Source organism: Lapidilactobacillus wuchangensis, from assembly GCF_003946645.1.
In the GTDB taxonomy this organism is placed as follows: Bacteria; Bacillota; Bacilli; order Lactobacillales; family Lactobacillaceae; genus Lapidilactobacillus; species Lapidilactobacillus wuchangensis.
This window is the reverse complement of sequence record NZ_RHOU01000004.1, coordinates 125334-149990: the sequence shown is the minus strand read 5'-3', so window position 1 is coordinate 149990 and position 24657 is coordinate 125334. Positions and strand designations below refer to the sequence as shown.

At 41.7% G+C, this 24657-nt stretch carries 28 protein-coding genes; 8 read left to right on the top strand and 20 right to left on the bottom strand.

Translation table 11 applies throughout. The features are described from left to right. Positions 1 to 1716, bottom strand: coding sequence for an ABC transporter ATP-binding protein (locus EKM82_RS05160; protein ID WP_125767242.1), 1716 nt, complete (start codon positions 1714 to 1716; stop codon positions 1 to 3). A gap of 40 nt (positions 1717 to 1756) precedes the next feature. After that, positions 1757 to 2098 carry a hypothetical protein gene (locus EKM82_RS11355; RefSeq protein ID WP_164508118.1) on the bottom strand — a complete coding sequence of 114 codons (342 nt, stop codon included), beginning with the start codon at positions 2096 to 2098 and terminating at the stop codon, positions 1757 to 1759. Between the two features lie 278 nt (positions 2099 to 2376). Between EKM82_RS11355 and EKM82_RS05155 the strand changes: the two genes are divergently transcribed. Further along, complete coding sequence (locus EKM82_RS05155) at positions 2377 to 3069, top strand: hypothetical protein (protein WP_125767241.1); 693 nt, start codon at positions 2377 to 2379, stop codon at positions 3067 to 3069. A 100-nt stretch (positions 3070 to 3169) separates the two neighbouring features. Here the strand turns inward: EKM82_RS05155 and EKM82_RS05150 are convergent, their stop codons facing one another. After that, positions 3170 to 3703: a GNAT family N-acetyltransferase gene (locus EKM82_RS05150; protein ID WP_125767240.1), complete on the bottom strand. Its 534-nt coding sequence runs from the start codon at positions 3701 to 3703 to the stop codon at positions 3170 to 3172. A gap of 192 nt (positions 3704 to 3895) precedes the next feature. Here EKM82_RS05150 and EKM82_RS05145 point away from each other — a divergent pair, with 192 nt between their 5' ends. The 3 genes from EKM82_RS05145 (at position 3896) to EKM82_RS05135 (ending at position 6443) form a co-directional block, all read left to right on the top strand. Next, a complete protein-coding gene (locus EKM82_RS05145) occupies positions 3896 to 4621 on the top strand; it encodes a DUF975 family protein (RefSeq protein ID WP_125767239.1) in 726 nt (241 codons plus the stop codon). 221 nt (positions 4622 to 4842) lie between these two features. Then, a complete protein-coding gene (locus EKM82_RS05140) occupies positions 4843 to 5559 on the top strand; it encodes a DUF975 family protein (protein WP_125767238.1) in 717 nt (238 codons plus the stop codon). Between the two features lie 143 nt (positions 5560 to 5702). Beyond that, a complete protein-coding gene (locus tag EKM82_RS05135) occupies positions 5703 to 6443 on the top strand; it encodes a class I SAM-dependent methyltransferase (RefSeq protein WP_125767237.1) in 741 nt (246 codons plus the stop codon). A gap of 60 nt (positions 6444 to 6503) precedes the next feature. Here EKM82_RS05135 and EKM82_RS05130 read toward each other — a convergent pair whose 3' ends face one another. The 3 genes from EKM82_RS05130 to EKM82_RS05125 all read right to left on the bottom strand — a co-directional run bounded on the left by EKM82_RS05130 (position 6504) and on the right by EKM82_RS05125 (position 8257). Beyond that, complete coding sequence (locus EKM82_RS05130; protein WP_125767236.1) at positions 6504 to 6962, bottom strand: 8-oxo-dGTP diphosphatase; 459 nt, start codon at positions 6960 to 6962, stop codon at positions 6504 to 6506. Positions 6963 to 7301: 339 nt separating this feature from the next. Next, a complete protein-coding gene (locus EKM82_RS11350; protein WP_164508117.1) occupies positions 7302 to 7451 on the bottom strand; it encodes a hypothetical protein in 150 nt (49 codons plus the stop codon). A 215-nt stretch (positions 7452 to 7666) separates the two neighbouring features. Further along, positions 7667 to 8257: a peptidylprolyl isomerase gene (locus tag EKM82_RS05125; RefSeq protein ID WP_125767235.1), complete on the bottom strand. Its 591-nt coding sequence runs from the start codon at positions 8255 to 8257 to the stop codon at positions 7667 to 7669. Positions 8258 to 8731: 474 nt separating this feature from the next. Here EKM82_RS05125 and EKM82_RS05120 point away from each other — a divergent pair, with 474 nt between their 5' ends. Next, the gene (locus tag EKM82_RS05120) at positions 8732 to 9364 is read left to right on the top strand and encodes an NAD(P)-dependent oxidoreductase (protein WP_125767234.1); all 633 of its coding nucleotides are present in this window, start codon (positions 8732 to 8734) and stop codon (positions 9362 to 9364) included. Between the two features lie 181 nt (positions 9365 to 9545). On the opposite strand, the gene EKM82_RS05115 is transcribed toward EKM82_RS05120, so the two are convergent. From EKM82_RS05115 to EKM82_RS05085, 8 genes are all read right to left on the bottom strand, one after another. After that, the gene (locus EKM82_RS05115; protein ID WP_125767273.1) at positions 9546 to 9632 is read right to left on the bottom strand and encodes a type I toxin-antitoxin system Fst family toxin; all 87 of its coding nucleotides are present in this window, start codon (positions 9630 to 9632) and stop codon (positions 9546 to 9548) included. 289 nt (positions 9633 to 9921) lie between these two features. Beyond that, the gene (locus tag EKM82_RS05110; protein ID WP_125767272.1) at positions 9922 to 10008 is read right to left on the bottom strand and encodes a type I toxin-antitoxin system Fst family toxin; all 87 of its coding nucleotides are present in this window, start codon (positions 10006 to 10008) and stop codon (positions 9922 to 9924) included. A 167-nt stretch (positions 10009 to 10175) separates the two neighbouring features. After that, positions 10176 to 11087, bottom strand: a complete 912-nt coding sequence (locus EKM82_RS05105; protein WP_125767233.1) for a N(4)-(beta-N-acetylglucosaminyl)-L-asparaginase — start codon at positions 11085 to 11087, stop codon at positions 10176 to 10178. Positions 11088 to 11234: 147 nt separating this feature from the next. Next, positions 11235 to 12206, bottom strand: coding sequence for a ribose-phosphate diphosphokinase (locus EKM82_RS05100; protein ID WP_125767232.1), 972 nt, complete (start codon positions 12204 to 12206; stop codon positions 11235 to 11237). Between the two features lie 389 nt (positions 12207 to 12595). Continuing rightward, a complete protein-coding gene (locus tag EKM82_RS11345) occupies positions 12596 to 12757 on the bottom strand; it encodes a hypothetical protein (protein WP_164508116.1) in 162 nt (53 codons plus the stop codon). 142 nt (positions 12758 to 12899) lie between these two features. Further along, positions 12900 to 13241 (bottom strand): DUF2568 domain-containing protein, encoded by a 342-nt coding sequence (locus EKM82_RS05095; RefSeq protein WP_225419664.1) that lies wholly within the window; start codon positions 13239 to 13241, stop codon positions 12900 to 12902. A 122-nt stretch (positions 13242 to 13363) separates the two neighbouring features. Beyond that, positions 13364 to 13720 (bottom strand): iron chaperone, encoded by a 357-nt coding sequence (locus tag EKM82_RS05090; RefSeq protein ID WP_125767231.1) that lies wholly within the window; start codon positions 13718 to 13720, stop codon positions 13364 to 13366. A gap of 15 nt (positions 13721 to 13735) precedes the next feature. Then, complete coding sequence (locus EKM82_RS05085) at positions 13736 to 14578, bottom strand: alpha/beta hydrolase (RefSeq protein ID WP_125767270.1); 843 nt, start codon at positions 14576 to 14578, stop codon at positions 13736 to 13738. A 214-nt stretch (positions 14579 to 14792) separates the two neighbouring features. Here EKM82_RS05085 and lepB point away from each other — a divergent pair, with 214 nt between their 5' ends. Together lepB and EKM82_RS05075 are read left to right on the top strand one after the other, a co-directional pair. Next, on the top strand, positions 14793 to 15371 hold the full coding sequence (lepB, locus tag EKM82_RS05080; protein WP_125767230.1) for a signal peptidase I: 579 nt from the start codon (positions 14793 to 14795) through the stop codon (positions 15369 to 15371). Positions 15372 to 15585: 214 nt separating this feature from the next. After that, on the top strand, positions 15586 to 16191 hold the full coding sequence (locus EKM82_RS05075) for a hypothetical protein (protein WP_125767229.1): 606 nt from the start codon (positions 15586 to 15588) through the stop codon (positions 16189 to 16191). Here EKM82_RS05075 and EKM82_RS05070 read toward each other — a convergent pair. Then, the gene (locus EKM82_RS05070) at positions 16136 to 16666 is read right to left on the bottom strand and encodes a hypothetical protein (protein ID WP_125767228.1); all 531 of its coding nucleotides are present in this window, start codon (positions 16664 to 16666) and stop codon (positions 16136 to 16138) included. The two genes, EKM82_RS05075 and EKM82_RS05070, sit on opposite strands and share 56 nt — an antisense overlap. Positions 16667 to 16811: 145 nt before the next feature. Further along, positions 16812 to 17375 (bottom strand): elongation factor P, encoded by a 564-nt coding sequence (gene efp, locus EKM82_RS05065; RefSeq protein WP_125767227.1) that lies wholly within the window; start codon positions 17373 to 17375, stop codon positions 16812 to 16814. A gap of 190 nt (positions 17376 to 17565) precedes the next feature. On the opposite strand from efp, the gene EKM82_RS05060 reads away from it, so the two are divergent. Further along, positions 17566 to 18138 carry a TMEM175 family protein gene (locus tag EKM82_RS05060; protein WP_125767226.1) on the top strand — a complete coding sequence of 191 codons (573 nt, stop codon included), beginning with the start codon at positions 17566 to 17568 and terminating at the stop codon, positions 18136 to 18138. An 82-nt stretch (positions 18139 to 18220) separates the two neighbouring features. Here the strand turns inward: EKM82_RS05060 and EKM82_RS05055 are convergent, their stop codons facing one another. The 4 genes from EKM82_RS05055 to EKM82_RS05040 all read right to left on the bottom strand — a co-directional run bounded on the left by EKM82_RS05055 (position 18221) and on the right by EKM82_RS05040 (position 24647). Beyond that, positions 18221 to 20239, bottom strand: a complete 2019-nt coding sequence (locus EKM82_RS05055) for a WxL domain-containing protein (RefSeq protein ID WP_125767225.1) — start codon at positions 20237 to 20239, stop codon at positions 18221 to 18223. A 70-nt stretch (positions 20240 to 20309) separates the two neighbouring features. Continuing rightward, complete coding sequence (locus EKM82_RS05050; RefSeq protein ID WP_164508115.1) at positions 20310 to 21344, bottom strand: DUF916 and DUF3324 domain-containing protein; 1035 nt, start codon at positions 21342 to 21344, stop codon at positions 20310 to 20312. 61 nt (positions 21345 to 21405) lie between these two features. Next, entirely contained in the window at positions 21406 to 22041 is a 636-nt protein-coding gene (locus EKM82_RS05045; protein WP_125767223.1) for a WxL domain-containing protein, read from the bottom strand. A 593-nt stretch (positions 22042 to 22634) separates the two neighbouring features. Continuing rightward, on the bottom strand, positions 22635 to 24647 hold the full coding sequence (locus tag EKM82_RS05040; RefSeq protein ID WP_125767222.1) for a WxL domain-containing protein: 2013 nt from the start codon (positions 24645 to 24647) through the stop codon (positions 22635 to 22637). Between the last annotated feature and the right edge of the window lie 10 nt (positions 24648 to 24657).

Below are 24657 nucleotides of genomic sequence, written 5' to 3'. Positions count from 1 at the left end.
TTAAACCTCCTCCAACGCCTTTTGCGTCCGATAGATTTCCTGATAAACCGCGTTATTTTTAACTAATTCGTGGTGCGTCCCTGAGCCGACGATCTTCCCTTGATCAAGCACTAAAATACGATCCGCCTTAATAATCGAAGCAATCTTTTCAGCGATGATCACCGTAGTCGTATGGCCTAAGTCACGGGCCAAAGCTTCCTGGACGAGTTTCTCCGACTGAGCATCAAGGGCGCTGGTCGAATCATCCATGATCAAAATATCGGGTTTACTAATAATCCCTCGAGTAATTGATAGGCGCTGTTTCTGACCACCAGAGAAGTTAGCCGAGCGTTCTTCAATCGGCGCATCATATTGCTGGTCCAAACGCTCAATAAATTCAGCCGACTGGGCAATATGAGCGGCCCAGCGCATATCACTAACTGAGGCGTCAGCTTTACCTTGCCGTAAATTATGAGCAATCGTTCCAGAGAACAAGGTCGACCGTTGCAAAACATATGAAACTGCTTGCCGCAAGGATTGTTCGTTAACATCCTTGACGTTCTCACCGCCGACTTTAACAGTCCCGGTTTCTGGATCAAATAGCCGCGGAATCAGCTGAGCCAAACTAGACTTACCTGAACCTGTGGCCCCAACAATCCCAATCATTTCCCCCGGTTGCACGGAGAAGTTGATATCTTGTAAAGTTGGTGCTTCGTCACCAGGATAAGTGAAGGTCACATGATCAAATTCAATCGAACCGGATAATTTCTCTTCAGGCACATCAGGGAAAGTTAAGCTAGGTTTCGTATCGTAGATTTCTTGTAACCGTCGTAAAGAAACGAAGGCCCGTGAAGCACCAGTCAACATGAAACCACCGTTAACAATCGCAAACAGAATTTGATACAAGTAACTGACAAATGCCGTGATTGCAGCTAATGAACCAGGATCACTAGTGACCATACTGCCGACTAACATAATTGAGCCGGCCATTGCCAAGTCACCAATTAAGAAGAATGCTGGCATTAAAATTGAGAACAAGTTCCCGATAATAATTGTAACTTTTGTCATTTTGTCAGAAGCTTTAGAGAATTGTTCGATTTGATTCTGTTCTTGAACGAAGGACTTGACCACGCGAATTCCCATGAGGTTTTCCCGGGCCAACGTGTTATTGCGATCCAACATGGTCTGCATTTTCTCGAAATACTTGCCCATCTTGGAGAACGAGAAGTAACTGATGACGAAAATTAAAATCATCATTAAAATAATGACCCACCATAATTTCGGCAAGGTGATGATCGCCAAAATAAAGGAACCAATAAATAAAATTGGCACGCGGGTTAATTGCTGGAGCACGGACATGACAACCATTTGCATTTGATTGATGTCGTTTGTCAGTCGTACCACCAAATTTGAAGCTGAGAATTTCTCAATATCTTGAAATGAGAAAGTTTGAATTTGCCGATATGCTTTCTCACGCATATCAGCTGCCACACCTTGCGCCGCCCGCGCTGAATAAATCGTGTTAACAATCCCGGCGATAATCCCCAGAATCGCTAACGCCACCAGTTCGATCCCGAGCTTGGTAACAGTGCTACTGTCACGTTTGATGATCGCATTTAGCATATCTTGCAATAAATGCGGTTGCCATAATGTGGCAAAAGAAATAATAACTACGGCCACAGTTGACCAAATCACATCAGATTTGTACTTTTTCAAGTAATGACCCAAAGTTTTCATGTCCGAACCCCCTATCGGTTTTTTTAGAATAACTCTTTTATTATACTGTAAGAATTTTATACAAGCTAGTAAAAAATAAGTTGTTCGGAGCAGCGGGTAGCTGGCGTAGAGTAACTTCAATTATTTGATTGAGCTGGTGTAACCAGATCGAGCAAATAATTAAGTTAATCATAGCCAGCTGCTGCTCCGAACACGATTCAGCAGAGCGTGAAGAGTGGCGACGAAGCTGAATTGAGTCTGACTCCATTGCGGGCTTGCTGGTTGTAGAACGCGGCCGGCATCGATTTGAACCAATTACAAACCAAATTATTTCAAATACGAGCCTTATCCTAAGCGATAAATCGCTAAGGATAATTTGGCGGCTGACAACCACGCCCTCCATTCCGTCTGGAGTTGAGTTAGTGCAATTCATCAATATTGGATGTTAAGTCAATTATCGTAGAACTGATCAACTTGACTCGAATTGTGATGACAACCGAACAGAGCATAGAAAAACAAACAAATAAACCTGTCTGACAGACGCTAGATTCATCAGATTGCGATGATACTATTTATTTACTGATGACGGTGTTTTATATCAAATTGCAAGCGCTGTCAGTCAGTGGGATAATGAAATCAAGTTAACTAGTGGGCAAGCTTTTTGGAAAGGAGTTAAGCAATATGCAGCGAACTTTAAAATTAGCACTAGGTAGTCTAAGCGGATTATTGCTACTGGTTGCAGTCACAGCACCGACAATTGAAGTAGCGTCGGCTGCACAAGAAATCACCGATGATCACGTGACCATTATTTATCCGGACTTACCAGCAGAACAGCCGCCTAAGGTTAGTGAGGTTCGCGATGATAATTTGACGGTGGTTTATTTGGAGACGCAAGATGATGAAAATGCTGAGGCAACAGCAATTGAAAGTACAGTTGCTTCAGAAAGTTCGGATACTAATACTGCACCAGAATTAACCCCATCAACGCTTCCAGCAACCGGTCATCATCGCGAGCTTAAATCAACAATTCAAATTATGCCCAATTATCAAGCCACTATTCTTTTGCACTGTATCACCAGTGAAAGTGGCAATTTCCGAGCGATTAAACAGATTACCAGCGTCAATTTCTTAACGAAAGAAAGTTCAGTTAAAAAAGATTTTAGTGGCCATCTCTTGATTGAATTAACCGACCCTAATCAATTGCATTATGCGATTGACGGTAATTTTTATGATGCCAGGATATTCAGTCAAACAATTCTTGAATCTAGCCAGCGCCTTGATGAAAAAAGCTTATTAACAAGTTTTACCACCAGTGGTATTAATACCACTGTCGATAGTCCCTACATTTTCCAAAGTGGGGTAATTACTTTCTAATTGAGTTAAACCAAAGCATCAGCTAAAATTACTAAATAAAAAATAGTTCGTTGACCTTTTCATTTCGAAATCAGTCAAGGAACTATTTTTATTTGTGACCTTACAAATTCAATTCATAAGCTCGTCTTGCATTATCTTCATGATTTTCAGCAGGCTCATCTACATAGATTTTGCCCCGGTATTGATAGCCGAAACTTGTGACCACGGCTTGCATGCGTTTGTTAAGTTCGTGAGTATCAATTCGAAAATTGCGAACGCCTTGTGCATAAGCCTGGCTGATTAAATCGGAAAAGAAATAATGGCTCAAATGTTGACCACCAAATTGGCCGCCAATGGCAATTCGATGAATCGTTGCATATGAATCGGTGACATTTTGCCAAGCGCCATTTTCAATTTCTGCATAATTGGCATCATTGCCAACAATCATGGTCGCAGTGCCCGCAACTTCATTGCCGACCATTAATAACCAGCATTGTTGCGCTGAAATATCTTGGGTGAGCGCCGCTTCATCGGGGTAACCATCTTGCCACTGAGGACTACCATCAGCTTTCAATTGCGCTTTAGCCTGATTAATAATCGGCATAATCATTGGCAAATCTGCCTGTCGCGCCTGTTTAATATAGATTAAGCTCATCGCGAACCCTCCATCACTCATTAGTTATCTCTAAGAATACCATTTTTAGAAACACTTGTGCACACTCATTCAAAAATGTTACCTCTCTCGTTTCTTGATTATGGATTCATTAGTCACATTGTATTTAATTCATCACTATGTTATAAATTAATAGGCTTTTGCACAAAAATATATTTGGGGATGGGTTAAGTTATGAAGCAGCAATATAAAACTCGGGCGGAGTTAAAACGTGAGGTTAAGGATCTTTATCGCGGTAATTGGGGGATGGCGATTAAGTTGAATTTGGTGCCGGTCATTATTTCGATCTTGGCGGCATTTGTCCTGATAATTGTGGGCATCATGGGCATCATTTCCATGTCGATGGCCACCACAGATTTGTCGGCAGCTGATATTTTATTTGCCACTAGTTCAGTCTTCACGGTGATTGGCAGCTTTTTCAGCAGTGCTATCGGCGGCATTATCATGGTTTTAATTAGCACTGGGATTCTGTTTACGTCATTAAATTGGTTAAGAACTCAGCAAAAACCTGATGGTGCGCTGAAAAATGCCTTTGCTGTTTTCTCTGGAAAATATTTCGTAGGTACTTTATTGACTTACATTTTAGTTAGAATTTTTACTTTCCTTTGGACATTATTATTTATTATTCCCGGGATTATTAAACAGTATGCCTATTCACAGGCACTCTATATTTTCAAAGACGCGGCCGATAATGATAACAACACCAACGTCAGTTACTTCGACTGCATTACGAAAAGTCGGCAATTAATGGTCGGTCATAAATGGCGCCTGTTCGTCTTGCAACTTAGCTTTATTGGCTGGGATATTTTAGCCAGTCTGACCTTTGGTATCGGCAATCTTTGGCTAACACCTTATAAAAACGCTACTTATGCCGCTTTTTATAAAGATTTAGTTGACTAATGATTGTTCGCTGCGTTGATTTAATAGACCTTGATGACAATTGAAAAAAGCCATTGCTAGCTAAAAACTGGCAGTGGCTTTTTTTCATTACTGTGACTGATTTTTGACCGATAAGTTTAAATGTCGTTTTAAATTAGCAGCAACTATTGTATTCACTTTTTTCCTATGATATAAACAAAGACGAGTGTTTGGGCTAAATACAATGTAAATGGGGGATTTTTATGATAAAAAAACACAAAACTCGGGGCGAATTAAAACGTGAAGTGAAAGATGCCTTTCGCGGTAACTGGTTGGAAGCAATCAAGCTGAATTTGGTGCCAGTGTTGTTAGGTATTATTGTTTTAATCATGATTGGCGTCATGGCTGGCAAAGGTTATTTCTATTTTCTTAGAGACAGCTTCAATAATTTCGAAATTAGCAATATTCGCGATATTAATACGAATCAATCAACTTCTAATAGTAGTGTTTTCGGCGGCTTTATTGCGTCCTTAGTGACCACAGGGATTATGTATACCAGCTTGAATTGGTTGCGGACGAAACAAGTGCCCGAAAGTTCGATCAAGGGTGCTTTTGCAGTTTTCACTAAAAAATATTTTATCGGCGTGTTCGCCACAACTTTATTGTTACGGATTTTCACCTTCCTCTGGACCCTATTGTTGATTATTCCTGGAATCGTTAAAAACTACGCTTATTCTCAGGCCAATTTCGTCTTCAAGGATTTGGCTGACAGTGATTCTGATCAAAGCATCAGTTACCTTGATTGTATTACGAAAAGTCGCCAATTAATGGTTGGCAATAAGTGGCGCTTGTTCGTCCTCCAATTAAGTTTCATTGGTTGGGATATTCTTGCTTGCCTGACCTTGGGGATTGGTTTTCTCTGGTTGATTCCTTATCAAAACGCCACCTACGCCGCTTTTTACAAGGATCTTGTTGATTAGGCCCCATTTTAAAATTTTTAACTCGAAAACATCAGTCCTGTTTCAATAAGCTATGTTTGTAAAACACTGTCGTAATAACGAACTGTTGCGCGACAATAACACACTAGCCGCAAATACTTAATAATATTTTCGGAGGTAAGTCCATGTTTACCGAATATGGCAAATTAAGTACAATGCTTTATGAATTCACTAAACCAGCCGGTACTTCCATCGATGGCGATTTAGAATATTATTTAGAAAAACTACAAGGCACTTCTGGCCGCATTCTTGAAGCCGGCGTTGGTACTGGACGGTTATTAATTCCGCTACTGGGGGCTGGCTTAACGGTTGATGGTGTTGATATATCTGCGGAAATGCTGGCGCAATGTCGGCAGAATCTACAGGCCCATCAGTTAAGTGCTGATTTATTCGAGCAAGATCTGACCAAGTTAAATCTACCTGAACATTATCAAGCCATCGTCATGCCAACTGGTAGTTTTTGCCTGCTCCCTAAAGCAAAAATTGCGGCAGTTTTAGCAGCTTTTTACCAACAATTAACGCCAGGTGGGCAATTAATTGTTGATCTCGAAATGCCCAGTGATTTCCATGAAGGTACAACTGATCAAGCAACTTTCCCGCTGGATGATCATCAAGGCATCATGATGACCAACTATCATGAAAAAATTGACTGGTTTAATCAGAAAACATCAACCTTGAGTAAGTATGAATTGATCACCAACGGCGCAGTCACCGCCACAGAGCTTTCGCACTTTATCATGTATTGGTACGGTTTAAATGAATTTGAAATGTTGCTGCAAGCCGCCGGATTTTCGGAAATCAGCCATGAGATTGGCTACGGCAAACACGCTTCAGAAATCATCACGTTTATTGCTCGCAAAGCATAAGCGACTTAAAAAAAGGCACCGACAATTCATTTCTAAGTTGTCAGTGCTTTTTTTGAACCATTAATTAAAATCAGCCGGACTTTCTTCGTCATAGTAAATGACTTCGGACAGTTTCGGATCATTAAAAATCTTCATGAAATCTGTTAAGGCACCGGCCAATTTAAGTTTGGCAAATTCAGACTTCTTCATCCAGAAAATTTCGCCCTCACGTCCAGAGTGAATCTCACCACTAAAATCAGACGTGCGATAGAAATAGATCACGCGGCGAAACGGTGCACCCTCAACTGTTTTGTCAGGATACTGACATAAGCCGACTGATTGCAAGTTGCGAATCGTTAGGCCAGTTTCCTCTTTAATCTCGCGAATAGCTGAATCCACGAATGATTCACCAGGCTCCACATGTCCGCCAGGGAAGGTAATGCCGGGCCAATCTTTCTTGCGCCGATTCTCCACGAGAACTTGATCACCAGATTCAATCATGACTAAGTTTAAGAATAATGCCGGTTCTGGTAGATGCATACGGGAACCTCCTTGATATTAATAAAACTAAGTATAGCCCTGCACAGAATAATTAGCTACCTTATCTAGACATGATTTAACGCGACTCAAGTACGAAAGTAAAAAGTTGTCAAACTGGCTTAGTATTTTATCTCAATCTGATTTTCCAATTAGTGGTGATTAATTCTGTTAGTTAGTACAGGTGGTCGCTGGGCGATTGGCATCTAACTTTACTAGTTTTGACTTGATATCGACAAAATCTAGAGTGAGCTAAATTAGTTTAAAACGTAGTGGAGGCCGCCGGGTTGTCAGTCGCCAAATTCTTCTTGCCGCTTTTAGCGGTTAGAAGAAGACTCGTATTTAAGATTTTGCATTGCAAAAGCTTAAATCGATGTCGGCAACGTTCCACAACCCGCCGGCCGCAATGAAGTTGTCCACTATTTTGCCCAAAACTCGTTCAGGTTCAAATCGACGGCCACAGCGTTCCATGCCAATAAAATCGCCCAGCAACCACCTTTCTAATTGAGGAAAACATGGCACTATCCGCATTTCATCAACTCGACCTTGATATCAATCAAAACTAAAGTGGACTAACCTAGCTCAAAACGCAGTGAAGGCCGCCGAGTTGTCTGCTATTCTGCCCAAAACTGGTTCAAACTAGCATAAATTCTTTGATAAAAAAATAACCAGCCCTGATTATGGGTGGCTATTTTTTCAAAGCGCTATTATTGAGCTGGTGTAATTGTAACTGATTCAATGACAACATCATCTTTAGGCTTGTCACTGCCGTCACGACTAACGCGGGAAATTTCTTGAACAACGTCCATGCCCTTAATCACTTGACCGAAAACCGTGTGGCGATGATCTAACCAAGGCGTGCCACCGTTTTTATAAGCAGCGATAATTTCATCGGGATACTGAGCATCGCGCATACTCTGAAGCATCCGCTTAGGCATATTCGCATTTGAAACAATGAAGAATTGGCTGCCGTTTGTATTAGGACCAGCATTGGCCATCGACAAAGCACCGGTCAAATTAAACAATTCATCGGAAAATTCATCAGCAAATTCACCGCCATAAATACTCTCACCACCAGCACCAGTGCCAGTTGGATCGCCACCTTGAATCATAAAATCAGGAATAACGCGATGGAAAATAATCCCATCATAATAATTTTTATTTGCTAAACCAATAAAGTTAGCAACTGTTTTGGGTGCTTGTTCATCAAACAATTGAATCTCAATTTCACCATGATTAGTTTTAATCGTCGCCATACTGCCAGTTGCGTTAGCCAAGTCTAATTGTGGAAAAGTCATAAGTGCCTCCAAATATTTAATTAGTAGCTACATTCTAATACAAACAGAGTGTGAAGAGCAATGGGTAGCTTGCGTAGGGTAATTTCAAATATCTGATTAAGCGGCGCTAGCCGATTGAGCAGATATTTAAATTAGCCATAGCCAGCTATTGCTCTGAACACGTTTCAACAGAGTGTGAAGGACAACGGTCTTTTGGCGTAGCGTAACTTCAATTATTTGATTGAGCGGCAAAGCCGATCGAGCGAATAATTAAGTTAGGCATAGCCATTTGTTGCGCTGAACACATTTCAAAAGAGTGTGAAGGGCAATGGGGAGCTTGCGTCGCATAATTCTTGTGCAATCTTTAAATAACTTTTAATATCAATAATTTTCGACAATGTTCTCGCCCTTTCACTTGTCAAAAATAAGTTTTTCGCCTATGATTAAGGAGGATGAAACCGTTACCAAATTTGAAATAATAAGGAGTCTTCACTTATGAAAATTGGAATTATTGGTGCCACCGGCCATGTTGGTCACTTTCTGACCGAAGAGGCATTACGGCGCGGCCATGAAGTTGTGGGCATTGTTCGTCACGTGCCTGAAACAACCGAACCAAATTTACATTTCTTGAATAAAGATTTGTTTAACTTGACCACAGAAGACGTGCAAGACTTCGATGCGCTCATCAGTGCTTACAACGCACCTGCTAATGAAGAGCCGTTACACTTGGAAGCCATGAAACACTTAGTTGAAATTCTGAACGGCACTAACGTTCGCTTGTTAGTTGTCGGCGGTGCTGGTAGCTTGTATGTTGATAATAAATTGGAAAAGCGGCTATTCGAAACGGATGACTTTCCTGATGATTTCAAGCCAACAGCAGCTAACATGACTAAGGGCTTGGATTATTTGCGCGATGTTGAGAATGTGCGTTGGACTTATTTAAGTCCTTCCAAAGATTTCTTAGTCAACGGTGCACGTACTGGCCACTATAAAGTTGGTCAGGAACAATTATTGATCAGTAAGTATGGTAAGAGCGAAATCAGTATGGCTGATTATGCCATTGCCATGTTGGACGAAATTGAAAATCCCCAACATCAACAACAGCGTTATACGGTTTGCATGGTATAGCCAAACGGGTTGACCATCTTTTAATTAACACAATTTGCATTATTTGTGTACTGATGTTATATTATGAATATAATCTCATTGAGCATGAATCACCGAAGCCCCAGACTATTCTCAGTAGTCTGGGGCTTTTTTTGCGAACAATATGTAATTGAACGAGTGAGGCTAATTGTTGCCAAACTGACTATTTATGCTGTTTATTATTTAGCCAATAATTAAACAAAGCCAGAATCACACCAACAATTATTGGCGCAATAATCTCATCGAGCATAAACTCACCTCCCCCACGCTGATAATTTTTTCACAACATGTGGTTGGCAACACATTCATTATGCCAGATGGTTCACAAATATGATAGTCCAAATGAAGAATGTCTAAGAATCGCTAATATCCTAATTGGTCGATTGAACAAGATTGCTTTATTTAGCTACTAATGTTATATTGTAAGTATAATTTTGTCGAACATAGACCACCAAAGCCACCGACTATTGCAGTAGTCGGTGGCTTTTTTTGCGAGCAATTATGTAATTGAACGGGTGAGGCTAATGTTGCCTACTTGACTACTTGCGATGCCGATTACTTAGCCAGTAATTGTACGTCGCAAGAACCACACCAATAATGATTGGCGCAATAATTTTGTCAAACATAAACTCACCTCCCCCACGTTGATAAATTTTCCACAACGTGTGGTTGGCAACACTCTCATTATGCCAGAGATCGAGTTGATTGTGTACCTATAAACTAATGATTTAATCAGAAATTAATCACAAAAATAGCCGGCGATAAGCGACTATTTTAGCTGCTCCAAATTAATCTAATTTTCATTCATTGGTGTAATCACGGTGCACTGTTCTGGACCAGGAGTAGCTAGATAAACACGCTCCGCTTGCTGATCATTGGCCACACTGAAGGTAAATTCCACGTTGGTTGCCACGCCCCACTCGCCATTTTTGTTCATGGCAATCAGTGACATGGCACCGCACTTACCATAGCGTTGGCGCAGTTTAGCCGCAAAATCATAAACGGCTTGGTCGCAGGCCGCCTGCGGCGTCAAGCCCGTCCCCATGAGTCGAACAATCTCATAAGACAAACAGCCTTTCATTAAATCTTCACCCAAACCCGTGGCGCTAGCACCGCCGATGTCACTATCCACATAAAATCCGGAGCCAGATAGTGGCGAATCACCAACTCGACCTGGCTTTTTCATAAATAAACCCGAGGTTGAGGTACCGACCGTCATTTGCCCAGTCGCATCTAAAGTGACCGCGCCAACCGTATCATGGCCGTCGTAAGGATTCAGATTATTGGCAGCGACTTCTTTGACACGCTCCGTCCAATCAGCATGGGCCTTCTCCGTCAACATATTTTGCTTGGTGAAGCCGGCCAGTGATGCATATTTAGTTGCGCCGGCACCAACGCGAAAACTATTAAACTGTTCGTCGCTTAATTTGCGAGCCACCGAAATGGGATTCTTGACGTCTTGAATACCAGCAACACCACCGATTTTGAAAGTATTACCATCCATAAAAGCCGCGTCCATTTCAAGAATGCCTTCCTCATTAGGCAAGCCGCCATAACCGACGGATTGATAATCAGGACAATTCTCAACCGTTTGAATCAGCCGCTCGACGGCATCCCCCGCCGTCACACCGTCTTTCAACATTTCACTGGCAGTCACAACTCCATCATGAGCCATTTGCCAAGTTGCAATAACTCCCCAACTCATTTGCGCACCTCTTTTTTCATTATGATAGCGATTTCAACAACTATTATACCGGATTCCTTTCAAAATTGCGGTAAATTTACGATAAAAAAACGAGTTTAGCTATTTCAGCCTAACTCGTTTTATTTAATGTTTAAAATGAACAACTAATTAATGCTTGCCGTCAAACAAATCATGAATAGATTCGTTATTATAGATACGTTCAATCGCATTGGCAAATAAGTCAGCAACTGACAACCGCACTAATTTTGGAAATTCTTTTTCTTCAGGAACACGAATTGAATCAGTGACAACCACTTGTTCAATGATTGATTCCTGTAATTTCTCAGGGGCACCCTTCGAGAAAACAGCATGAGTGGCACAGCCATAGACAGCTTTAGCACCAGCAGCTTTCAAGGAGTTAGCCGACCAAACCATCCGGTTCGCCGTATCGATCAAATCATCAGCAATAATGCAAATTCGACCATCAACGTCACCAATGATATCTAAAGGATCAACGCTTGGACTACTGTCACGCTTGTCAACAATGGCAATTGGCGCATTCAAATATTCAGCCAAGGCCCGTGCCCGCTTCGTTGAATTATGGTCAGGTGCTACGACCACAATATCGTCTTTATCGTCTAAATGTTTCTTCTCAAAATACTTAGCCAGTAATGGTAACCCTTGTAAGTGATCAACTGGAATATCGAAGAAGCCTTGAATTTGATCCGCATGTAAATCTAAGGCAATAACTCGATCAGCGCCACCACATTCAATTAAATTAGATACTAATTTAGCCGTGATTGGTTCCCGCGAACGTGTTTTACGATCAGCACGAGAATAGGCATAATATGGCATCACCACATTAATCGTATGGGCACTAGCACGCCGTAAAGCATCCAACATGATCATTAATTCCATGAAGTTTTCATTTACTGGATCATCAACAGATTGAATCACGAAGATATCATCACCACGAACGGTTTCATCAATGTTGATTTGAATCTCGCCATCGGCAAAATGCTTCACTGAAGTTGACAATAAAGGTGTCCCCACAGCCTTAGCAATTGCCTCTGCCAATGCATAGTTACCATTCAACGCAATTAATCTCATTGCGTGTCGATTATTTGCTCTTGTTGCCATATGTTCCTCCAAATAGCTTTAACTGAAATTTTAAAAACAATCCGTTTAATTATCACCCTTCATTATAATTGAAAACCGAGCTGATGACTAGTGAAAATTAAAGAGTGTGAGGAGCAGCGGGTAGTTGGCGTAGGATAACTTCAAATATTTTGATGAGCGGCGCCAGCCGATCATTGAAATATTTAAGTTAGCCATAGCCAACTGCTGCTCCGAACACGTTTCAAGCAAGTTGTGAGGAGCGATGGTCAGACTGCGTAGCGTAATTTCAATTATTTGATTGAGCTGGTGTAACCAGATCGAGCAAATAATTAAATTAGGCATAGCAGTCTATCGCTCCGAACACGTTTCAGCACCACAAAAAAATAAAACCACCAATCCAAGTTCAGGTTTTAAAACGGAACTGAGTCTGACTCCATTCCGGGCTTGCTGGTTGTGGAACGCGGCCGGCATCGATTTGAACCAATTAAAGACCAAATTGTTTCAAATACGAGCCTTATACTAAGCGATAAATCGCTAAGTATAATTTGGCGGCTGACAACCACGCCCTCCATTCCGTCTGGAGTTGAGTTGATTTATGCCACAATTTATTGTTCTGAATTCAATGCGGCAAGTTTTAGCGCAAAGACTCAAAGTAGTTCATCAATTGAAACTATCTATTTTGCTTCGTCGAAAGACTCAACTGCAGCCCAACCGCTAGTGCCCTTGAAGTTTCAACACATACATTAAAATCAAATCAACCACGACGATGACTGCATAAACGCTCCCAATTTTAATACCGAATAATACAAAGAACCCGATGATGCCACAGCTATAAACAAATAACTCTAATAGTAATTTAGCGGTACCTGCAAATGCGTGGTCTGATTTTGGGGCGCCATATCGTGCCCACAAAACAATCACCAATAAGCCAACGATTAAAAATAAGACTTTTGCTAAATTACCGTTCGCAAAATAAACGCCACTTAATAAACCTAACGCCGTCACAACTTCAAGCAGAAAACGAACAGCTAACACAATCACCTGAATAACAGACATCTTGATCTCCTATTTTTAAGCTTAAAAATAATGATAGTCACTTCAACAAAAGTCCAATGTAACCACAGGAGAAATTTAAAAATTTATCGTGTAGCTATATTGGACTTTTCGTGAAACTGTTATTATTTTATTTTCGCCAGCACTTGATCTCGCCGCCATAACGCGATTTTTTGAATTAAATCGTAAGGAATTGGTTGGTCAAAAGGAAACTGAATCGCACCTTTGCTGGTTTGATAATTCTGCAATTCTTTGGCGAAATGAATAATGGCACTGGGCGTTGGGTAAATGCCTAAATGTTTCTGGGCGCAGGCAAAATGAATTAAATTTTCGTGATAATAATAAGTTGGCATGCCATATTTCATGGTTTCTTCAGCCTCAGGTAAACAAGACAACATAATTTCGCGAACTTGATTTAGTACGTCTTGGCGCTCATGGGGACATTGTTGGATATATTCGGTAATCGCTGGATTTTGACTCATGACAGTTCCTCTTTTCTACTTATTCCACAAGAATTTAATTAGGATTTGATCAACTTGTTTATTTTCGTGTAATTTACTGTGCTGAGCGTTGGGACCGACAATCTTTTTTTCTTGATAGAACTTAGCTTGATCCGCTACTAAATAACGTAACGACTGTGAGGACGCGTTACTGACATCCCCGTCAGAATGGGTGCCATTATTTAAATCGCCGAAAATATTCAACACTTGAACTTGGCGATAAGTTGATTGAGCACGCAGCTTTTCCAGCTCACCATAAGTCTGATTGATTTTCGTCGGCCGACCATTAGCCGCTAACTTCATGCGATTAGGCTGATCATCCATCCCTAAAATACCATTAAAGTGCCCGGCAATATCGACTTGCTTCTGCACTTGGGGCAACTTTTTATCTTGACCATAGTCCAGCATGTAAAAAGCAATCGCCATGTTGCCCATCGAATGACCGACTAAATTCACCTTTTCAATCTGATCACGTTTCTGGAGCGCCCGAATAACATTGTGCGCCCATTTACCAGCCTGGTGATAATCGGGATTCTTATTATCGACGAAGCCAACCTCAACAATTGGGTGGTGATCATCCGCCTGAAAATTGCCCTGCAGCGTTACTTGACCAGTTTTCGACACGTGGGCCTGAATAACCGTTTGCGTCACGCCGGCCTTGACCGCGGCATTGGCCATTTGCTTCTCTGCATTAATGCTACTGCCGTAACCGTGGAAAAATAATGTCGGCACAATTTTAGCACCAGCTTTAGCAGTAACCGGCTTGTTAGTCGGCTGACCACAGGCTGTTAGAAAAAGCAGACTGCCTAGAACAATTAAGCCACTGAAAAACTTTCTCATTGTTTTCACGATAAACCTCCCACCCTTGAGTCTGTTTTCATTTAACCGCATCTCACCAGAACCGTCAATTCAGAACACTTTACCGGCCAAGAACTCTAAAGTTTCAATAAGATGCGGCGAAATAATTGCTTTTTGAGCCTGAAAATTAGACAATGAAACTAATGATATTGCGGCCAAGCTTTTGACCGCGAACAATTTTATTGGGGTAAGTTAAATGACAAATGGACAAGATACTACGAAAAAAGGTCAAAAGAAAGAGGAAACTAGTTTTATTAAGTGGCTACTGGAATTAATTATTATTGCCATCGTGATGTTTACCGGCGTGAATCTGCTTTTCAATTACGTGCTCGCTAAAGATGTGGTGACTGGGCCATCGATGCAACCGACTTTCTACGATGGCGATCGACTGATCACTTATCGTTTAGGCAAAATTAAACGCGGCGACATCGTGGTGCTGAATGCGCCCGACGAACCTGGCAGTCTTTATATAAAACGAGTGATTGGCTTGCCTGGCGATAAAGTTTACGCCAAAAACGACCAGCTCTACGTTAATGGTAAGAAATTAAACGAATCGTATTTATCTGAGTATAATACCGGGACTGATTTCACTGAAGATTTCTCGCTACAACAATTATTCGGTCGGAGCACTGTGCCAGCTGATAGTTATTTCGTGATGGGCGATAATCGGCCGGTTTCTAAAGATAGCCGGAAGATTGGTTTCATTAAGAAGTCGTCGATCAATGGTGTCGTGAAGTTGCGCTACTGGCCACTGAATCGCTGGAAGATTTTCTAAACAATTTTGAGATTAATGAATAAAAAGATGTTGCGTGAACTCATGAATTCGTGAGTACCGCAACATCTTTTTTGTTGGCCAGCATTAAACAATGCCCTAGAAACAAATTGTCACTTTTTTCCAAGGCGATTAAGTGTTAAATTATTAATAGTCTAATCATAATAATTTTTCATCTTTACGATAAGTAAAATTCGCGTGCAGGGAGGTTAATCCGGTGTCAACTAAATCGTCAACAATACCGCCACGGCCACACTTGACCAATTACACTTGGGGCTGCTTGATTATTTCACTGAGCCTGTTCATTGCTGATTTCGTTTTTCGGCAACAACATCAGGCTGCTTTGAAAAGTGGTCTTAACCACCAATTGCTGGTATCCAGTGGTGCCAATTTAAAACAACTCAATTTCATTCAAGTTCAGGATGTTATTTTGACAATTGCCTTGATTTTATCGATTCAAGCGATTGTCGAGCTGATTATTAAGAATATTCGGATTGCCAACTACTTACTGACTTTGCGCATAACGGCCGTGTTGATTTTGGTCGTGATTCTTTATTTCTCCTATACGCCAACCGCCTCAGTTTATAAAGACATGGCCCACAGTCTCTTGAGCCAATTCGATCAACTATTCCTGCCGCTAGTGATTTCACCACACGTTTCCCCAATTGGCAGTGTGCTATCAATCGCGAAATATGGCTTCTTCGTCTTAGCGGTTCTCAGTGTGCCACCCTATCGCCCACTGATCACGCCATGGCAGGCTCAGAGAATTAAGACCAAGCAAAATTTTGACGATCAGAATCCTTGTGATAGTAAAAAATTCTAAAATCTGGATCATTATCTTCTGGCCAACGATATTTTCGGAATTGATAAACATATTTTAGCTTGATGCCTTTAACAGCCGGTTGTTTCAACTGCAGTTTCTTCCAAGAGTCGTATTGATAGTTCAAACCACTTTCTTGATAGATAACGCCATAGTAGCGTTGCTGACTTTTTTGAGAAAATGCTCGTGCCCGATAAACAATAACGTCGTGATTCCAGCCTACTTTTTCAACCTGTGGGACGCTGACGTCCTGCCACCCTTGGCCACTGTCGTCAACCTTGACGATTGTCACATCGTTTCCTGAACCAATTCCAGCATAAGGTTTGCGTAATTTAATGAAACAATCCTTCATCACATTGTCAGTTGCACGCGGTGGTCCATAATGACTAGTAGGACGTGCACTCCAAAGAACGGCTACACTGATCAACATCATCGTAATCGTCATGCCTAACATCATTCGTTTCAAAAGCCAGCCCATTTTTGAAAACCTCCTTGCCATCTAACTCATCATATCACAAGAAGTGTGCCAAACATTTATGTCCCAAATTTTTCCACAAAAAAACAGTTACTGTTCAGAATCACTTCCATAAAAGTGATTTTGTCAGTAACTGTTTTATTGACTATTATTTTTGAGAACGGCCACGATATGAGTTATCGCTTGTGTTAACTTGAATCTTTTCACCAGCAGAGATGAAATCTGGCACGTTAACGACTAAGCCAGTTTCCAAAGTAGCAGGTTTGCCACTACCAGTTACAGAACCACCCTTGATTGAAGGTTGTGTTTCTGTCACAACTAAGTCAACTGTCCCTGGTAAAGTAACACCGATCACTTCTGAACCGTAGAATTCAATTTCAACAGTCATGTTTTCCAATAAGTAATTCATTTCATGAGCGATTGAAGCCACTGGAATTTCATATTGTTCGTAAGTTTCCAAGTCCATGAAAACGGCCATGTCATTTTGAGTGTATAAGTATTGAACTGATTTACGTTCGACAACGGCTAATTCGATTTTTTCGCTAGGACGCATGGTTGTTTGAATCGTTGAACCAGCGCGAACATCATATAATTTCACCTGCATCACCGTGTTGCCTTTACCGGGTTTGTGGTGATTACTTTCGATAACTTTAATGAGCTTGCCGTCCTTAACGAAGGTCATACCTGCCCGTAAACTAATTGCTTCTGTCATGATAACTACCTCTCGTTCAATCAGAATTTCTTGACCAGCCCCAAAAGAACTGAACCAAGCATGATTTGTCAATCCTACTGATTATAACATTGAATAGCCTAAGTTGCGAACACCTGCGGTAGCGGCATGGCATCACATCGAACTTCACGGTATAATAAATTCAAGAACTATCTTTTGCGGGGGAATATTAATGAAAAAAGAACGTTTAACCACATTTATTGACGCAGTTTTAGCCATTGTCATGACCATTCTTGTTTTGGAATTGGAGAAGCCCAAACAAATTACGCCCCAGGCTTTCTGGGACTTGCGGGAAAACTTCTTCGCCTATAGCTTGTCGTTTTTCTGGTTAGGCGCCATGTGGGTCAATCTTCATAACGAATGGTATCCCCTAGATAAAATCAATCGTAAAACAATCTGGGCCACTTTAGTTATGTTATTTTTTGCTTCTTTATTTCCTTACGCCACCAGCATTGTTTCTTCTAATTTCAACAATCGAACGGCTCAAATTTTCTACGGCATTGTTGTTTTGCTAATTACCTTCTCGAATATGTTCATGTATCGCGTGCTGCAAAATGCTAACGCCGCAGATACAACCTTTATTCACCACATGCGCCGGCGCTTAGATTGGGCCTGGTATGATATTGCCATCAAATTAGTTGGCTTCGTGATTGCGCTAACTGTTTATCCACCAGCAATGATCTATTCAGTTTTAATCACTTTAGTCGTCTTAGTTATTCCCAATCAATTACGAGAACCTAAATAAACAGAAAAGTTCAATCTCAGGGGAGCGCTCCTAAGATTGAACTTTTTTATTACTCTGTCTTAAAAAGATGACATTCAGTTAGTTATAGTGCAGCAGCCGTCGGTGTATCCGAGGTGAGATTCCAAGTGATGGTCGAATGAAATTGCACGCCCTCAGTTAACTTCGCCAAAGGATTGGCGGCTAGCTGAAGCTGCGCGGCCACTGGGTAATTGCCAGAAGCCATTTCATTTGAACTCAGGATTTGATGTTCTTCCGAATCGCTTGGTAGCACCGGCGTTAAGCTATTAGGTAGACCAGTTAATTTCAAATTAGTTCCCGGCAAAGTTTGCTCATCCTGATCTTCGAAAGATGACATTTCAGCTGACAAGTACCAAGTCTGCGGTTTGCCATCCTGATTTGGCCGCGTATCACTAATTGAGATTTGATTATTCGTATTATTTTTCGAAACTGGTTGTGAACTTTCATTGCTTAAATTGCCATCATAAATTTGCTTAGCAGCAACATTACCGAAGTTAAAATCGGGCACGCTAGCCAAACTTAATTCGCCAATCGCCCCAGTAATTGAAATCTGGGCAAAGTTGGTCTTAACAGTAATGGTTTCTTTACTAAACTTAAACGCCATTGTTAATTGAGCATAGAAATTATCATTCACAGCCGTTGCTACGTTGGCCCCTAGAAAGAAGTCGCTATCGCCATGAAGATAGAGTTGCTTAGTCGAATTCAATTCAGCAGGAGTATTTAACATACCATCACTATTATCAGTCTGGGAAGTATTAAAGCTTGTTGCCACGTACTTGCCGCTGCTATCTTTTCGATAATAGCGCCAACTATACGTAGCCGATTTAGGCTGATCAAGTGCTTCGCCATCCGTATCGGATTCGTAGAATTCTTTGGTTAATTTATCTAAGCCATCGACTGACCAAGACATGCCATATTTTTGGGCCTGGTCAATTGCCAAGCTTTTCGCCTTCAAGCCACCAACATAGACTGTAGTTGCCGCAGACACTCCCGTTGGCGTACCAGTTAAATCTTGCGCGTCCGCGGACAAGGTCACTGGTATTCCTGGATTCTCAGTACTCGTATTAATAGCACTATCAATAACTGAAGCTTGCGGCTCAAAGTCAACCTCACGGCCGGTATACATATCATAATCCACATCACTGGATTTATTCCAGCCAATAAAGTTTGTTGAGGTGTTCGGTGTCACCGTAGCTTGAGCCTCATATTCAAAATTAGGAAAAACAACGTTCGACTCTGGTGTAATACTCAAATCAGTCGCCGGTATCTCTTCAGGGACCACCACCACTTTAACTAATTTGGAGTAGTAGTTGCCTTGTAGCCAACCCTTGCTGTAATAATACTGAAAATAGTAATAACCTACGTCCAGAGTGTTTTGCACGGTAACATCATAACGAGAACCCAAACTATGAATCTGATTCACATTATTCTTGTCAATCTTACGATCCTTTGTCATTATCCATTTTTGTGTTGCTTCATCATAACTCCACATATTTTCATACATGGTTGGTTGTGACCCCACGGTACCTGCAAGTATCGAATTAATTACCTGATGTTTTAAATTGGCGGCCGTTCCTTTGACCACGTATTGTTCCGACTGTGGTTGGGTAATAAAGCCATCACGCACAACAATACTATCAAAAATCAGCGATGCACCCTTGCTAGCACTTTTCACGCCATCAGCTGACGTTGGTGCAGCTGGTTCATCTTCCAAATTCAGTTCATCTTCTGACCTATTCGTTGGTAATTCTTCTTGATCAGACGTTGTTTCCTCAGATTCAGATGTGGCTTCATCAGACGTTGTTGTCTCTTCAGCATTTACAGATTCTTCGTCATCATGATTGTCGGCCGCAGCTGTCTCCGCATTGCCTGTTTCATTTGGTGTCTCATTAGTAGTTGTCGCTTCGTTTTGATTGACTGCTTGATTAATCGCTACTAATTTTGAATCAGCACCGGTTAATTTTTGTTTTGCTGTTGTTGTAACTGCACTCCCGGCAGTTAAATTTGGTGTTATTTGGCCAACAATTGCACCTAGAAGAACCAGTGCAACTATTAACTTACTTGTTTTTTGCCAGTAGTTCACGACTAATCCCCCCGAGCAATTAGACTGATCACAATAGCTGAATTATTCAGTTATCCCCAATATAGCACAATTATTTCTGAGCACGACGTTTGCGATAGATCAGCAGAATCACTAAGCCAATAATGATTAAGACTAAGCCAGCGCCAATTGCATACCAAAGCCACCAGATATTGCGGTTTACTTTGACCAATTGTTGTTCCGTGGTACGATGCTCACTTGCTTTAATGCCGAATTCTTTTTCCAGATTAAAGACTTTTTCGCCAGAAGTTAACCGCATCTTCAAAACATAGCGACCAGGCGCTAATGCTTCGCCACCGGTTCTAACTTGATAAGGCATTGTTGAGTTCGGCGCCATTTCAAAGTTCTGATCAGTTTGGGTGATCAGGGCTTTTTTGCTGCCTTTTTTAAACACTTGCGTCTTCATGTTGATCTTGCCGAACATCACTGGCTTGCTGTTATGAACCCGCGCCTTTAAAACAGCCGCTCCCCCAGAAGCAGATTGTTTAACGCTGGTAATGTTCAAAGCAGGCGTGATTTTGGGCAGATTTTTCTGCTGAAGCATGACAGGAATGGTCATTGCAAATTCATTCTGAATGCCAATCGTCTGATCATTTTTACTTTTAGCGTCGACTCGCCGCACATAAATACTGCCTAAAACAGTCCCGACAATATTACTCTTCGGCATCGTCACGGTAAAAGTCACTTCTTGCTTGCTAGCTGCCGGCACTGTAATCCGATGAGTCGTTGGCTGATCAAGTGCCAATTCTGGCAAAGTGGTCAAAGCACTGGAATCACGTTTATCCGCAGTTGGCATATAACTAATTCGACCTGAACTAGTCGTCGTTGCAGTCACCAACTGCACTTGGAAATTCTGGGCTTTCTCAGAATTCAAGTTATTCACGACCACTTTTAACGGATAGACCTGATTTGCTTCCGTATTTAACGAAAAATAGTTTAAACTTTGATCAGCTTGAGCCTCTGGTAGAACTGGACTGATCGTAAAATCAGCGCCAGAACCAGCAGCTTGGGTTTGATTAATGGTTGTTGCAATGCATCCCCCGATGAACACTGCCAAACCAAATAAGATTGATTTTAAATGTTTCATACGCATCCCCAATTCAAAAGAGGTAAAGTAGCGCGACCCGCTTTACCCCAAGAAATCTAAATTATTCTGCAACTTGAGTCGTTGGTTGACCTGAAGTTAATTCCCAAGTTAAGTTCGAAGTATAAGTTGCGCCATCAGTTAAGACAGCACCACCGTTAGCGCCTAAGTTTAAGGTATTGTTAGCTGCGGCTAAATTATAATCAAAAGTACCATGGGCAGTACCATCACTAGTTGCTAATTGTGTTTGGGTACCAACATTGATTGCCCCATTTAAGTCAAGTGCAGTTGTTTGACCAGCTGCTTGCAAGTTCAACACAGAATCGCTTAAAGTTGTTGTGCCATCAGTGAAACCAGTCATCGATGCTTTCAAAGTCCAATCAGTTGCACCGATTCGGTTATCACTAATTGATACTTTACCATCAGCAGTTGCTGCACGGCCAGTAAAACCACCATAAATATTTTTAGCAGAAATTATCCCAAAGTTAAAATCAGGTACTTCGTTAAGCACTAATTTACCTGCATCTGGATCTGGATCCGGATCTTCTGGATCTTCTTTAGCAGTAACCTTAAAATCAGCAGTTGAACTACCCCCTAGTTGGTCCGCCGAAATTGAAGCTGCTTGAGCTGTTGATCCTGTAAATGCAAGTGAACCAACGATTGCCAGTGATAGTGCCAGGAGTGAGATTGTTTTTTTCATAATGATTTCCCCATTTCTTTTTTTCAACACAAATTTTTGATTGTTGACAGCGCCGTCACATCAATTTATGAGCCTAGTATACGAAGAGTTACTAGGTACGTCAACTAAAAAAATTGCGCTTTCAAAAAAACAGTAATTTTTTTGCATATTATGATAGTTTTTAAGTTACATTGTGTCACTTTGAAAAATTAATCATATCATCATATTTATCAAGATGTTTAGACATCTTTTTTGAGTTACATATTGTCACTTTTTAGATAATAAATCGTAAAAAATGAATAATTAAAAAATATTTTTTCAGTAGGCTTGCTCAAGATATCATATTTATAATTGTAATAGTTTTTCATTATCATTATTCATTTTTGTATTTTTGCGAGTCATTAATCTAATAAATGAGCCGTACCGCTAACGCCATTAGCTGCGGTAGTATTCGTGTGTAATGAAAGCCTTGCCCGTAAAATCAGTTTACGTTTTAAAAAGTAATCAGCTGCAACATGCACCAAAAAAGCGACTCAATTCAGCATTGAGTCGCTTTTTTAACGTGTTTCACACTAACATCTTGTCACCAAACTAATGTTGAATCACTAGTTCGCTTACAGCATTGGTGCGGCTGGCTGTGTGGTGGTCAAGTTCCAGGTAATTTTAGCCTGGAATTTTTGTTGGTCGTGTAATTGGGCTAGTGGTTGCGGATCGAGCAGTAGTTCGCCTTGAACCGGAAAGGCCCCCTGCTGCCAATCACTTGATTTCGCCACCGTTAGTGGGGCCTGATTGGGTCGTAATACAGCTTCTGCCGGATGAATCGCAAAGCTTTTCAACTTGATGCCAACCTGTGTCAGCTGTTGATCAGCGGCTGTAAACGGCGTCATCGTTGCTTGTAAAGTCCAGTCGGCATTGTCCGGCCGCGTATCGACCACCGCCAAAAAACTGCGTTCAGTCATTGGTGCCAAGATTTGCTCAGCAGTGGTTTGTTGATTACCCTGATAAATTTGACGACTAGTCACTGGTGGAAAATTGAAATCCGGTGTCATTGCTAAATACAATTTTCCTGTGGGTGGATTAACCAAAAGTCGAGCCTGATTCGTGGTTAAATTAACGTCCTTAGTCGCATTACGGCCAGTTTTAATAGTTAACGTCAGCATCAGCTTCGCGTAAATGGCCGCATTATTCATGCTGGCAGTTCGCAGCGTGTTAATGAAGGCACTGTCGCCAGGAATCGCTAATAATTTACTGCTATTTAAATCAGTGGGCTGATCAAGTGTGCCGCTGGCGTTTTTAACTTCTTTAGGAAAGCTGCGTTCCGTGTAGCGCCCGCGATTATTTTTTTGGAAATAGGACCACTTGAATTTCGTCCGCTTCACTTCAACACTACTGTCAGCAGCGTACAAGTCACGCTGCAACTTATCCATTCCGGCCACGGGCCACTGAATGCCTTGATCACGAGCGCGGTCAAGCGGCAATTCTTGAGCTTTCAACCCACCGGCGTGAACTAGTGTCGTATCATAATGTTCATTGGCCTTGGCGGTAACTGTTACTGGCAAGCCTGGCCGGTTAGTGTCAACGTTGACCCAGTCTTTAATCGTCCCACCATCTAAATGGAAATTAGCACTGCGGCCAAAACTACGGTCCAAAGTAGCCGCATCGCTTTGCCAGCCAACAACACTGGTTGAATGGGCTGGCTGAATATTGGCATCGATTTGATATTCAACATTGGGGAAAATAATTTCCGTCTCCGGCACCACATTAACTGATGTGGCAGCATTGCTATCACTTTCAACAACAATTTTAGCCAATTGCGAATAGTAAGTGTTGCGCACCAAGTTACCATTGGTGAACCGCAATTGAAAATAATAGTAGCCGACTGGCAGTTGATCATGCTGGCCAGGGCCAAAGCGAATCACCGTTTTAAATTTATTGTTTCCTATATCAGTTGCCTTGTAGGCATAACCATCATCACTCTTTAACCAACGCTCGCCGTTCCACGACCATTTGGTTAGAAAAACCTTTTCGCTGCCAGAGGGGTGCCATTCGGTTTCGGTAAAACGAGCATCCAATTCAACCGAATCACCCTCTTGAACATATTGTTGCCGCTGAGGCTGGCTGAGGAAGCCGGCAAATAACGGAATACCTAAAACCCAGCCAGCCTTATCCGCCGGACGGGCCCCATCCTGAGCTGTTGGCGGTAGTGGTGGCTCCGTGATTGGTGTGGCTGGCAAAGTATCAGTTGCCGCCGGTTCGATTGCTAACTCATCAGCAGACTCAGACACAGTTGGGGGTTCACTGGACGTTTGCGTTTCCGAATCTGGTGTTGTCGTTAATGGCAGTGTTAATAGTGGTTCGGCTGGTCGTTCGGGATTGGCAGTTGTATCTAGAGCTGCATCTGCGGTTGTATCTGTGATTGCATTGGCTGTTGACTCTTGTGCACCAGCATGAGGCAGATTAGTTTTGTCTTCGTCTGCAACTGGTTCATTAGCTGCCAGGCTGGCTGAGTCATTGACTGCAGTTGCTGCGGTAATTGTGCCTGCCAACGTTGGCTGAAGTGGCGAGCTGATGCAGCCCCAAAGCATTGCTAACAAGCTGAGTCTCACCAAGTATTTTTTTTGCTTCATCGCTATGCCG

Excerpts from the sequence above, each read along its gene's own strand:
- EKM82_RS05160 (WP_125767242.1), bottom strand. The coding sequence starts at position 1,716 with ATGAAAACTTTGGGTCATTACTTGAAAAAGTACAAATCTGATGTGATT.
- EKM82_RS11355 (WP_164508118.1), bottom strand. The coding sequence starts at position 2,098 with ATGGAGGGCGTGGTTGTCAGCCGCCAAATTATCCTTAGCGATTTATCG.
- EKM82_RS05155 (WP_125767241.1), top strand. The coding sequence starts at position 2,377 with ATGCAGCGAACTTTAAAATTAGCACTAGGTAGTCTAAGCGGATTATTG.
- EKM82_RS05150 (WP_125767240.1), bottom strand. The coding sequence starts at position 3,703 with ATGAGCTTAATCTATATTAAACAGGCGCGACAGGCAGATTTGCCAATG.
- EKM82_RS05145 (WP_125767239.1), top strand. The coding sequence starts at position 3,896 with ATGAAGCAGCAATATAAAACTCGGGCGGAGTTAAAACGTGAGGTTAAG.
- EKM82_RS05140 (WP_125767238.1), top strand. The coding sequence starts at position 4,843 with ATGATAAAAAAACACAAAACTCGGGGCGAATTAAAACGTGAAGTGAAA.
- EKM82_RS05135 (WP_125767237.1), top strand. The coding sequence starts at position 5,703 with ATGTTTACCGAATATGGCAAATTAAGTACAATGCTTTATGAATTCACT.
- EKM82_RS05130 (WP_125767236.1), bottom strand. The coding sequence starts at position 6,962 with ATGCATCTACCAGAACCGGCATTATTCTTAAACTTAGTCATGATTGAA.
- EKM82_RS05125 (WP_125767235.1), bottom strand. The coding sequence starts at position 8,257 with ATGACTTTTCCACAATTAGACTTGGCTAACGCAACTGGCAGTATGGCG.
- EKM82_RS05120 (WP_125767234.1), top strand. The coding sequence starts at position 8,732 with ATGAAAATTGGAATTATTGGTGCCACCGGCCATGTTGGTCACTTTCTG.
- EKM82_RS05115 (WP_125767273.1), bottom strand. The coding sequence starts at position 9,632 with ATGCTCGATGAGATTATTGCGCCAATAATTGTTGGTGTGATTCTGGCT.
- EKM82_RS05110 (WP_125767272.1), bottom strand. The coding sequence starts at position 10,008 with ATGTTTGACAAAATTATTGCGCCAATCATTATTGGTGTGGTTCTTGCG.
- EKM82_RS05105 (WP_125767233.1), bottom strand. The coding sequence starts at position 11,087 with ATGAGTTGGGGAGTTATTGCAACTTGGCAAATGGCTCATGATGGAGTT.
- EKM82_RS05100 (WP_125767232.1), bottom strand. The coding sequence starts at position 12,206 with ATGGCAACAAGAGCAAATAATCGACACGCAATGAGATTAATTGCGTTG.
- EKM82_RS11345 (WP_164508116.1), bottom strand. The coding sequence starts at position 12,757 with ATGGAGGGCGTGGTTGTCAGCCGCCAAATTATACTTAGCGATTTATCG.
- EKM82_RS05095 (WP_225419664.1), bottom strand. The coding sequence starts at position 13,241 with ATGTCTGTTATTCAGGTGATTGTGTTAGCTGTTCGTTTTCTGCTTGAA.
- EKM82_RS05090 (WP_125767231.1), bottom strand. The coding sequence starts at position 13,720 with ATGAGTCAAAATCCAGCGATTACCGAATATATCCAACAATGTCCCCAT.
- EKM82_RS05085 (WP_125767270.1), bottom strand. The coding sequence starts at position 14,578 with ATGAGAAAGTTTTTCAGTGGCTTAATTGTTCTAGGCAGTCTGCTTTTT.
- lepB (WP_125767230.1), top strand. The coding sequence starts at position 14,793 with ATGACAAATGGACAAGATACTACGAAAAAAGGTCAAAAGAAAGAGGAA.
- EKM82_RS05070 (WP_125767228.1), bottom strand. The coding sequence starts at position 16,666 with ATGGGCTGGCTTTTGAAACGAATGATGTTAGGCATGACGATTACGATG.
- efp (WP_125767227.1), bottom strand. The coding sequence starts at position 17,375 with ATGACAGAAGCAATTAGTTTACGGGCAGGTATGACCTTCGTTAAGGAC.
- EKM82_RS05060 (WP_125767226.1), top strand. The coding sequence starts at position 17,566 with ATGAAAAAAGAACGTTTAACCACATTTATTGACGCAGTTTTAGCCATT.
- EKM82_RS05050 (WP_164508115.1), bottom strand. The coding sequence starts at position 21,344 with ATGAAACATTTAAAATCAATCTTATTTGGTTTGGCAGTGTTCATCGGG.
- EKM82_RS05045 (WP_125767223.1), bottom strand. The coding sequence starts at position 22,041 with ATGAAAAAAACAATCTCACTCCTGGCACTATCACTGGCAATCGTTGGT.
- EKM82_RS05040 (WP_125767222.1), bottom strand. The coding sequence starts at position 24,647 with ATGAAGCAAAAAAAATACTTGGTGAGACTCAGCTTGTTAGCAATGCTT.